A 7,634-nucleotide genomic window follows, 5' to 3' on the forward strand; every position below is an offset into this window, starting at 1 on the left:
GTCCGGGGCCGCCCCGGGGCGCCCGCCTCCTGTCGCCGCACGCCGGCCGCGGACGGAGCCCGTCGCCGCCGGTCGGCCCGCCGCGGCGCCCGCTCCCGGGCCCGCCTAGAGTTCGCTCCGACGGGCACACCCCGGAGCCTGCCGTGTCCGGTCGACGCGCCACCGCGCCCGGGACGATCCGCCGGGGCACCGCGCCGGTGCGGTCTCCCGGCGGCGGTCGGGGCAGCACTCGGCAGGTCCGGCCGGCGCGACGACACGGAGAGACGGACGGCATGACGACGGAAACCGACAGCAGCAGGTGGATCCGGTGCTTCCGCCCGGCGCCCGAGGCCCCGCTCCGGCTGGCCTGCTTCCCCCACGCGGGCGGCTCGGCCGGCTACTTCCACCCGGTGGCCCGGGCGCTGGCACCGGCGGTGGAGGTCCTCGCGGTGCAGTATCCGGGGCGTCAGGACCGCTATCGCGAGCCGTGTCTGGAGTCCGTCGCCGAACTGGCGGACGGCGCCGTCGCCGCGCTCCGCCCCCGTGCCGGCCGGCCGCTGGCTCTCTTCGGCCACAGCCTGGGCGCGGTCGTCGCCTTCGAGGTGGCGCTGCGGCTGAGCCGTGAGGGCGTCGGGCCGGTCGGTCTGATCGTGTCGGGCCGCCGCGCACCGTCCCGCTACCGTGACGAGTCCCTCCACCAGGCGTCCGACAGCCGGTTGCTCGGCGAGATCGACCGGCTCAGCGGGACGGCCGCGGGCGTGCTGGACGAGCCCGAGCTGGTCAGGATGCTGCTGCCCGCGCTCCGGGCCGACTACCGCGCGGTCGAGCGCTACCGCAGCCGTCCCGGGGCCGTCGTCCCCTGCCCGGTTCTGGTGCTGACCGGGGACCAGGACCCGTTGACCAGTCTGGACGAAGCCCGGGACTGGAAGGCCCACACCACGGGCGACTGCACCGTGGAGGCCTTTCCCGGGGGGCACTTCTACCTGAACGACCAGGCTCCGCAGGTGATCAGCAGGATCGCCGGCCACCTGCGGGGCCTCGTCGTCGGCGGTTCCTGACCCGCGACCGGTCCGGCGGGCCCACAGCCGCCCCGCGCGCCCCGCGCACCCGTCCCGGGTGGTCGCCCCGTCCGGCGCCCGGGACGCGGCGTGGTCCGCCTCCGGATGCGCCCCGCGGGGGGCCGGGAGGAGTAGCGTCGGCGGCATGGACTTTCGGACCACAGTGGAGCGCGCTCAGCGCCTGAGGGACCTGCACGCCGATCGGGCGCCGCTGGTACTGCCGACCGTCTGGGACGTGTGGTCGGCGCGCACCGCCGCGGCCGCCGGTTTCCCGGCGCTGACGGTCGGCAGCCACCCGCTCGCCGACGCCCGCGGCGCCGACGACCAGGAGGGCCAGACGTTCGAGGAGGTGCTCGCCGCCGTCCGGCCGATCGTCGCCGCGGTCGAGGTGCCCGTCTCCGTCGATCTGGAGTCCGGGTACGGCCACCGGCCCGCCGAACTCGTCGCCGGCCTGGTGGAGATCGGCGGCGTGGGTCTCAACGTCGAGGACACCGTCCACGCGGAGGGCGGCCGCATGCGCAGCACCGAGGAGCACGCCGCCTACGTCGCGGGGCTCCGCGCGGCGGCGGACGACGCGGGTGTCCCGTTGTGGGTGAACGGGCGCACCGACCTGTTCCTCCACGCGACGGACGCGGCCGCGGTCCTCGACGAGGCGATCGAGCGACTGCGGGCCCTCGCCCGCGCCGGGGCGGACAGCGTCTACCCGGTCCGCATCCAGGACGACGACGCCCTGCTCGCCGCGGTGGTCGGGGCGGTCGACGTGCCGGTCAACTCGACCGCGCATCCGGTCACCCACGACCTGGAGCGGTTCCGCCGCCTCGGCGTCGGCCGGGTCACCTTCGGCCCGCTGCTGCAACGCGCCCTGACGGACGCGATGTCGGAGATGCTCGGTCCGTGGCGGCGGTGACCGCCCCCGGACGAGCGGCCCGGTCCGGGGAGGCGCGAGGCCCCGGACCGCGTCGTGCCTCCGGACCGTGCACCCGGGGCCACGATGCGGGCCGGTCGGTGCGACAGTGGAGCGGACCCCGCCGGCTCACAGGAGGACCGATCCGTCTCATGCGCCTGCTGCTCGTCCGACACGGCCAGACTCCCTCCAACGTCCGGAGAGTGCTGGACACCGCCGCCCCCGGGCCCGCGCTGACCCCGCTCGGGGAGAGCCAGGCCGCCGCACTGCCGGCGGTGCTCGCGAGCCACCCGATAGGGGCGGTGTACGCCTCCACCCTCCTTCGCACCCAGCTGACGGCGGCTCCCCTCGCCGCCGCGCTCGGCCTCGCGGTCCGCGTGCGGGACGGCATCCGGGAGCTGGCCGCCGGGGAGCTGGAGATGCGCGGCGACGGCGAGGCCATCAGCACCTACCTGGAGACCGTCTTCGCCTGGTCGGCGGGGGAGACCGGCCGCTCGATGCCGGGAGGGGAACGCGGGGACGAGGCGTTGGCCCGGTTCGACGCGGTGGTGGCGGAAGCCGCGGCCGAGGGCGTCACCGCCGCCCTGTTCAGCCACGGTGCGGCGATCCGGATGTGGCTCGCCGCCCGCGCCGTGAACGTGACGGTCGACGAGGTCGCGTGGCGGGAGCTGGAGAACGCGGGGGTCGTCACGGTCACGGGCTCACCCGGGCAGGGCTGGTGTCTGGAGGGCTGGACCGAGTCCCCGGTCGGCCCGTCCGGGGAGGCCGCCGAGAGCGGCCCGGCGGGGGAGACCCCGGAGGACGCGCCCGAGACTCCGGCCGGCTGATCCACCGCGGTGGCCGGGGGACGTGACGCTCCCGGTACCACCGCGCAGCTCGCCTCGTAGGTCGCGCGGCCAGGCCGCTGCCCCGTGCGCGGGCGCCGACCGGGCGCTGATGAACGGCACGCGCTCGCGCGCCACGTCGAGGAGCTCGCCGCGGCCCACCGGGCCGAGCACGAGGTCCACCACCCCGCGCGGGATCTCACCCGCTTCTCACGCCGCCATGCGGAGACGCCGGCGGTGAACTCCCGGCGGCCGCGGGCGACCGGGCCGCTCGACGCGTACCGGCCGACGGGTGCACCAACGCCGCGCTGCGGGGCGACGGGCAGCTGCGGCTGCTGCACGACCTGCGCCAGGCGCATCTCCATGCCGCAGCCGTCGCGGTGGACCGGGAACCGGTGAAGCAGGCGGCCCAGGCGCTGCGCAGACGGGACCTGCAGCGCCCCGTGGCCGACTGCCGGCCCGAGACGCAGCGGCAGGCGGCCTGGGCGGAAGGACAGAAGCTGTTGCCCCCTCAGCTGCTGACCGTGCGGCCCGGCAGATGACGGGGCGGCGGGGTCAGCCGCCGTCCTCGTCGAGCAATGTGTCGAGCTCCGCCTGGAGTCCGTCGCGCTCGATGCCGGCGAGTCGCTCCAGGACGGCGTAGTCGTCGTCCGAAACGCCTGCGCAGATCTCCGGCTTGCCCGTGGGGGCGGGGTCGGCGGTGAGCGCGTCCCAGCAGGCCTGGTCGCTCTCGCGGGAGGAGGAGCAGCCGATCGCCGTCGTGGCGACGAGGGCGGCCAGGAGCGTGGCGCGGACGGTGCGTGTCATGGGGACAGCGTGGCGCGTGCGGGCGGCCGGCGGTAGGGACGTGGCCGTTCCGTGACGAACCCGCGCAGCATCCGGGGTGATCGCGGTTCGGAGCGTCCGGCCGGCTCAGGGCAGGGCGCGGACCAGGACGAGCGAGCCGCGGAAGGCGGGTTGCTCCCGCAGGTGTCCGTGGTGCCGGTCCCAGCGGCCGGAGGCGAGGTCGCGGCGGAGGTGGTCGACGGCCCTGGCGGCGAGCCCCGGATCGAGGAAGCTCCACGAGGAGCAGGCCAGCCGGGCACCGGGGTCGAGCAGGCGTTCCGGACGGCCGAAGTAGGCCTCGTTGAACCCGTCGGTGCAGCCCGCCGGGATCGGGACGGGCTCGACGGTGACCTCGCCGCCGAGACCGTCGGCGATCGTCTCCAGGGACGGGTAGCGCTCGGCCTCGGTGTCCAGGACCTGCGGCGCGTAGGCATGCAGCCAGAAGTCGCGGACCCGGGACGGGTCGCAGGTCAGGACGACCACGGGACCGCGGGTGACGCGTCGCAGCTGGGCCAGCCCTGCCGTCGGGTCGCGCCACTGGTGCAGGCTGAAGGTCGTCATGGCGGCGTCGAAGGTGTCGTCCTCGAAGGGCAGGTGCTCCGCCACCGCGTCGATCGCGGGTGAGAGGCCCGGCGGCCGCGCGGCCCGCATGGTGCTCGACGGTTCCACCGCTGTGACGCGCGGGCCGACCGGCTCGTACGAGCCCGCTCCGGCGCCGACGTTCAGGACGGTGCCGACCGGCCCCAGCGCGGCGGTCACCGCGGCGGCGATGCGTGGGTCGGGACGCCGGTAGCGGCTGTACCCGGTCCCGATGGTGCCGTAGTCCGCGTCCCCGGCGCTGCCGTCCGGTGTTTGTTCCCGCATGAAACAAAGCCTACGGGGTGCAGGGCGCGGCGTCACGGGGCCCGACCTCGGTCCACCGCGGTCACGACCAGGGGTCGGGCGCGCGTCCGGTGTACAGCGACGGGGTGAAGCTCACCGGCAGCGACTGCAGGCCGCGGATCCACACCCCGGGGTACCACCGCAGCTCCTCCGGCGCGCTGCTGAGGGTGAGGTCGGGGAGCGAGTCCAGGAGTACCTCGATCCCCGCCGCCGCGATGGTCTCCGCCATCTCCCGCGCCGGGTTGGGGCAGCCGTGCGGCCCGTGCGAGTAGGAGAGGTACGCCTGGGAGCCGCGCAGTGCGCGACCGCCGAGCGGGCGGATCGCCGGGTCGCTGTTGGCGGCGGCCAGACCGAGCAGCAGCATGTCGCCCGCCGGGATGCGGACGTTGCCCAGTTCCACGGGCCGGGTCGTCCACCGTCCGGCAGCCACCTGCGTCGGGGTGTCCTCCCAGAGGACCTCCCGCAGTGCCTGACCGACCGGCAGCCGCCCACGGGCGAAGGAGTCCGTGTACCGCGGGTCGGTGAGCATCAGGCGCAGCGCGTTGCCGATCCAGTTGCCGGTCGTCTGGTGGCCCGCGGTCGCCACGACCAGCAGATCCTCCAGCAGCTGGTGGTCGGTCAACCCCACCGGGTGGGTTGCCAGGCGTCCCGCCACGTTGTTGCCCGGTGCGCGACGGGCCTCGGCGACGAGGTCCAGACCGATCAGGCGGAGCCGCTGCTGCGCGTCGATGGCGTCCGGTCCGCCGGAGAGCATCGTGGTGACGCTCTCCAGCAGGTCGTTGCTGCGTTCCGGCGGGAAGCCCATGGCCCAGCCCACGGCCAGGATCGGCAGCCGCAGCGCGTAGGCGCTCATCAGGTCCGCCTCGCCGTCGGCGGCGAACGACTCGACGAGTTCCTCCGCGAACTGCTCGCAGCGTGCCCGGAACTCCAGGAGGTCGCCGTCGAGCGCGTGGGCCACCGCCGCCGAGCGCCGGCGGTGCTCCTCGCCCTCGGTGTACAGCAGGGCCGCGCCGCTCTCCCCGCCGCCGAGCATCGGCCAGAGCGGCCAGTGGGCGGGCAACCGCTCCCGCAGCCGCCAGCGGGCGACGTTCCGGGTGAAGGTCGCGGTGTCCGCCGTGACGTGCTGGATCTCGCGGTGCCCCAGTACCAGCCAGGCGGGGACGTCGCCGGCGAGCAGCACCGGCGCCACCGCGCCGTGCCGGGAGCGGAGCTCGGTGAAGATCTGCGCCGGGTCGGTCGCGTAGCGGGGGTCGCCGAGCCGGAATGCCTCGAGGTGGCTGTCCGGCACCTCCACCAGCGGGGTGTCGTTCATCGTGCGGTCTCTCCGTTCGCGATCGGGCCCGCGTCGAGGGTTCCGGGATGCGGGTCCGCGGGCGGGCGCCGCAGGTGCCGGGGAGCGGTGCGCAATGCGGCGGCACGCGCCCCCGGCCCCGGTGCCGGGCCGGTGGAGCGGGCGCCTCGCGGCGGGCCGCCTCTCACGGCGCCGCCCCGTCGGAGGCGTGGCGGGCGGACGCGTGCCGGACGTGGTCCAGCGCCGTGACCAGCACGTCGCGGACCGAGTTGCGGTCCCGTGCGTCACAGCGCACGACGGGGACGTCGGGGGAGAGGGACAGGCTCTCGTGAATGTCGTCGAGGCTGAAGACGTCGTCCTCGCCGGCGAACACGTTGTGGGCGACGACGAACGGCAGGCCGGCCGCCTCCACCCGGTCGAGCGAGGCGTGCGACGCCTCGATGCGCCGGGTGTCCACCAGCACGACGGCGCCCAGGGCGCCCGTGAACAGGCGCTGCCAGAGGAACTCGAACCGTTCCTGGCCGGGGGCGCCGAACAGGTAGAGCACCAGTTGCTCGTCGAGGCTGATCCGTCCGAAGTCGAAGGCGACGGTGGTGGTCGTCTTCGTCGGGGTCGCGGCGATGTCGTCGACGCCGACGGAGGCCCCCGTCATCTCCGCTTCGGTGCGCAGCGGGGCGATCTCGCTGATGGCCCCGACGAAGGTGGTCTTGCCGACGCCGAAGCCCCCGGCCACCGCGATCTTGAGGCCGCTGCTGGCGGTGGCCGCCAACTGCGGGGGCGCGTCAGAGGTTACGGAGGGCAACGAGAGTCCTTTCCAACACGTGGGCGTCGGGTGGCTGCCATGCGATGAAGCCCGCGCCGCCGGCGGGCGGCGCGGTGTGGGTCCGCGGGTGCCGGACGCTGACGCAGCCCTGGTCCAGGAGTCCGGAGAGGAGCACCATGACCGCCCCCAGCGGCAGCTGGAGGTGGGCGGAGATCTCCACCACCGCGAGCGGCCTCACGCAGGCCTCCACGATGGCGCGTTCCTCCAGGCCGAGTCCGTTCCGACCGGAGTCCTCGGTGACGATCAGGGAGACCGGGTCGAAGACGTGCTCGGGGGCGGGAGCGGTGCGTCCGGACAGCGCCACGAACAGGCGGTCGGGCAGGTCCGGGTCGATCATCAGGAGGGTGCTCCCGACTGCCGGGGCGCTATGCCGAGGTGCTCGGAGAGCCGGTCGATGAGCCGCACCATCTCGGCGCCCACCAGTCCGGGCTCGGCGTCCGCCGCCGCCAGGGCGGTGAGGACGGCGCCGTGGCCGGCGTTGACCAGCAGCAACTGCCGCTCGGGGAAGAGCAGGGTGATGTAGTCGGGGGCACCGCCGCAGTCCAGCTTGTCGGAGGCCTCGGCCGCGAGACCGGCGATACCCGAGCCGATGGCGGCCAGGTACTCCACGCGGTCGCGGACGACGGGATCGGCCTCGGGGTCGGGGTCCAGCCCGTCGTCCCAGTGCAGCTTGAGACCGTCGCGGGAGAAGAGCAGGGCGTGTTCGACCCCTTCCGTCCGGTCGCGGAAGTCGTTCATCAGCCAGGACAGGGAGTTGGGGGTCATGGGGTCTCCGGGAGGTCCGAGGGGGCCGGGGGGACGGCCGGCGTGCTGGGCCGCACGGCGTTGTGGAAGGACGACATGCGCCGCGCCGCCTCGTCCGGCGCGAGGCGGGTGCCGGTGTCCGGCTTCCTGGCCGCGGGACGATCGGGCAGGGTCGAGCCGCGCCGGCGCTTGGGCAGGCGGCGCTCCTCGCGCGTTTCACCCTCCGGCCCCGCGGACACGGTCGCGGACGGGGCCTGCGGGTCGCGGTCGCCGTCCGGCGCCTGCGCGGCGGCGCCGACGGCGA

Annotated in this window: 9 protein-coding genes and 1 pseudogene; 3 read left to right on the forward strand and 7 right to left on the reverse strand. The window is 75.2% G+C overall.

Annotated elements, in window-relative coordinates:
- Positions 1–272 precede the first annotated feature (272 nt).
- The 3 genes from HCN52_RS19125 (at position 273) to HCN52_RS19135 (ending at position 2,768) form a co-directional block, all read left to right on the forward strand.
- A complete protein-coding gene (locus HCN52_RS19125) occupies positions 273–1,037 on the forward strand; it encodes a thioesterase II family protein (protein WP_168089685.1) in 765 nt (254 codons plus the stop codon).
- 145 nt (positions 1,038–1,182) lie between these two features.
- The gene (locus HCN52_RS19130; protein ID WP_168089686.1) at positions 1,183–1,944 is read left to right on the forward strand and encodes an isocitrate lyase/PEP mutase family protein; all 762 of its coding nucleotides are present in this window, start codon (positions 1,183–1,185) and stop codon (positions 1,942–1,944) included.
- A gap of 149 nt (positions 1,945–2,093) precedes the next feature.
- On the forward strand, positions 2,094–2,768 hold the full coding sequence (locus tag HCN52_RS19135) for a histidine phosphatase family protein (protein WP_168089687.1): 675 nt from the start codon (positions 2,094–2,096) through the stop codon (positions 2,766–2,768).
- Between the two features lie 552 nt (positions 2,769–3,320).
- Here HCN52_RS19135 and HCN52_RS19140 read toward each other — a convergent pair.
- The 7 genes and pseudogenes from HCN52_RS19140 to HCN52_RS24900 form a co-directional block, all read right to left on the reverse strand.
- Complete coding sequence (locus HCN52_RS19140) at positions 3,321–3,572, reverse strand: hypothetical protein (protein ID WP_168089688.1); 252 nt, start codon at positions 3,570–3,572, stop codon at positions 3,321–3,323.
- 105 nt (positions 3,573–3,677) lie between these two features.
- Positions 3,678–4,454 carry a class I SAM-dependent methyltransferase gene (locus HCN52_RS19145; protein WP_168089689.1) on the reverse strand — a complete coding sequence of 259 codons (777 nt, stop codon included), beginning with the start codon at positions 4,452–4,454 and terminating at the stop codon, positions 3,678–3,680.
- A gap of 61 nt (positions 4,455–4,515) precedes the next feature.
- Positions 4,516–5,784, reverse strand: a complete 1,269-nt coding sequence (locus HCN52_RS19150; RefSeq protein WP_168089690.1) for a cytochrome P450 family protein — start codon at positions 5,782–5,784, stop codon at positions 4,516–4,518.
- 163 nt (positions 5,785–5,947) lie between these two features.
- The gene (locus HCN52_RS19155) at positions 5,948–6,565 is read right to left on the reverse strand and encodes a GTP-binding protein (protein ID WP_168089691.1); all 618 of its coding nucleotides are present in this window, start codon (positions 6,563–6,565) and stop codon (positions 5,948–5,950) included.
- On the reverse strand, positions 6,546–6,923 hold the full coding sequence (locus tag HCN52_RS19160; RefSeq protein ID WP_168089692.1) for a DUF742 domain-containing protein: 378 nt from the start codon (positions 6,921–6,923) through the stop codon (positions 6,546–6,548). Before HCN52_RS19160 ends, HCN52_RS19155 begins: the two co-directional genes overlap by 20 nt.
- A complete protein-coding gene (locus tag HCN52_RS19165) occupies positions 6,923–7,351 on the reverse strand; it encodes a roadblock/LC7 domain-containing protein (RefSeq protein WP_168089693.1) in 429 nt (142 codons plus the stop codon). Before HCN52_RS19165 ends, HCN52_RS19160 begins: the two co-directional genes overlap by 1 nt.
- A pseudogene (locus HCN52_RS24900) lies at positions 7,348–7,634 on the reverse strand (hypothetical protein); the annotation flags it as partial. The gene HCN52_RS19165 and the pseudogene HCN52_RS24900, both read right to left, overlap by 4 nt.

It is taken from the genome of Streptomyces bohaiensis (assembly GCF_012033785.1).
Classification (GTDB): Bacteria; Actinomycetota; Actinomycetes; order Streptomycetales; family Streptomycetaceae; genus Streptomyces; species Streptomyces bohaiensis.

Coding starts and splice junctions, on each gene's coding strand:
- HCN52_RS19135 (WP_168089687.1), top strand. CDS start 2,094: ATGCGCCTGCTGCTCGTCCGACACGGCCAGACTCCCTCCAACGTCCGG.
- HCN52_RS19165 (WP_168089693.1), bottom strand. CDS start 7,351: ATGACCCCCAACTCCCTGTCCTGGCTGATGAACGACTTCCGCGACCGG.
- HCN52_RS19145 (WP_168089689.1), bottom strand. CDS start 4,454: ATGCGGGAACAAACACCGGACGGCAGCGCCGGGGACGCGGACTACGGC.
- HCN52_RS19125 (WP_168089685.1), top strand. CDS start 273: ATGACGACGGAAACCGACAGCAGCAGGTGGATCCGGTGCTTCCGCCCG.
- HCN52_RS19140 (WP_168089688.1), bottom strand. CDS start 3,572: ATGACACGCACCGTCCGCGCCACGCTCCTGGCCGCCCTCGTCGCCACG.
- HCN52_RS19130 (WP_168089686.1), top strand. CDS start 1,183: ATGGACTTTCGGACCACAGTGGAGCGCGCTCAGCGCCTGAGGGACCTG.
- HCN52_RS19150 (WP_168089690.1), bottom strand. CDS start 5,784: ATGAACGACACCCCGCTGGTGGAGGTGCCGGACAGCCACCTCGAGGCA.
- HCN52_RS19160 (WP_168089692.1), bottom strand. CDS start 6,923: ATGATCGACCCGGACCTGCCCGACCGCCTGTTCGTGGCGCTGTCCGGA.